The following is a 1,014-nucleotide window of genomic DNA, read 5'->3' on the forward strand; positions in this document are numbered from 1 at the left end:
CTCAAAACGCGGTATCGATTGACCCATCGTGACCGCTCAGAGTACAAAACCCGTTCCAGCGTGAAGGCCGTGTGCAAATCGGTCACGATCACCGGAATGACCGGTCACGTTCGCCGGAATACGCACTAACCCCATATGACTAGCAACCAGCTTGTAACATTGGTGATCGAAGCCGGATTTGACCGTATTAATAAGGTCCTGCCCCCTCGTAGTCAAATTGACACTTGCCAAAACGTCATTAGGTAGTTCGGCAGCATGCACTGGTTTGATCATTTGGAGCCTCCTAAACGCATCTTCCGCGGAACAACGCTAACCGTCATAACACCACAAGCTTTGTCGCTCATGCATTTCAGAATTCACCCCTCTAGCGATACATACACCTCTTGTATCGCGTTCTTGAGCACCCACTTGGGCAAGCCAGTCTGTTTTTTAAGCTGTCGATAAGCTTGCTTTCTCGAGAGTGGATTCAGCCCTTCCATCTCCTCAGAAAAAAACTGCGCGGCAGCGCTACGTGCGAGCAGAATCACTCTTAGACGGTCTTCGCTCAAACCGCGTTTTCGAACAGCCCGGAGTTTCTCCACTAAAGGCCCGTGCCGGTATTCGAGGTAGCCCACGGACGTACCCAACCGTTTAGCAATCTCAGGTATTGAAGGTGGTATTTTCTTCGACCTTAGATCGCGCAAAAGAGATTTTCTAATTTTCAGATGATCGTGACTTTGCCGATGACGAACGTTCATAAAGGACGGTTGGATTTCACATGTCCAGCTAGCGCTGAGAACACCCGAACATTGCGCCGCCTCCCCCGATATCAAAGAAAACAAAGGTACACCTAGCTGGTATGCGAACCTCCGCGCCACAGTCAAACTCATCGTCTGCTCAGCGTAAAGTGAATCGCCCCCAGTATCCTAGACACTCGCCAGACTCTGGTAATGACGCTTTTCGTACTCGACCGGTGACAGGTCACCACTCGTGCCGTGCCGGCGCCTTGGGTTATAAAACATCTCAATGTAATTG

2 protein-coding genes are annotated in these 1,014 nt (G+C 50.5%); both read right to left on the reverse strand.

The window, feature by feature from the left end; translation table 11 throughout:
• Positions 1 to 36: 36 nt before the first annotated feature.
• Positions 37 to 273 carry a hypothetical protein gene (locus EF096_RS20175; protein WP_123891525.1) on the reverse strand — a complete coding sequence of 79 codons (237 nt, stop codon included), beginning with the start codon at positions 271 to 273 and terminating at the stop codon, positions 37 to 39.
• A 632-nt stretch (positions 274 to 905) separates the two neighbouring features.
• The coding region (locus tag EF096_RS20180) for an IS3 family transposase (protein ID WP_148079639.1) at positions 906 to 1,014 on the reverse strand (109 nt) is incomplete at its 5' end.

Source organism: Pseudomonas neustonica (assembly GCF_003797945.1).
GTDB classification, from domain to species: domain Bacteria; phylum Pseudomonadota; class Gammaproteobacteria; order Pseudomonadales; family Pseudomonadaceae; genus Halopseudomonas; species Halopseudomonas neustonica.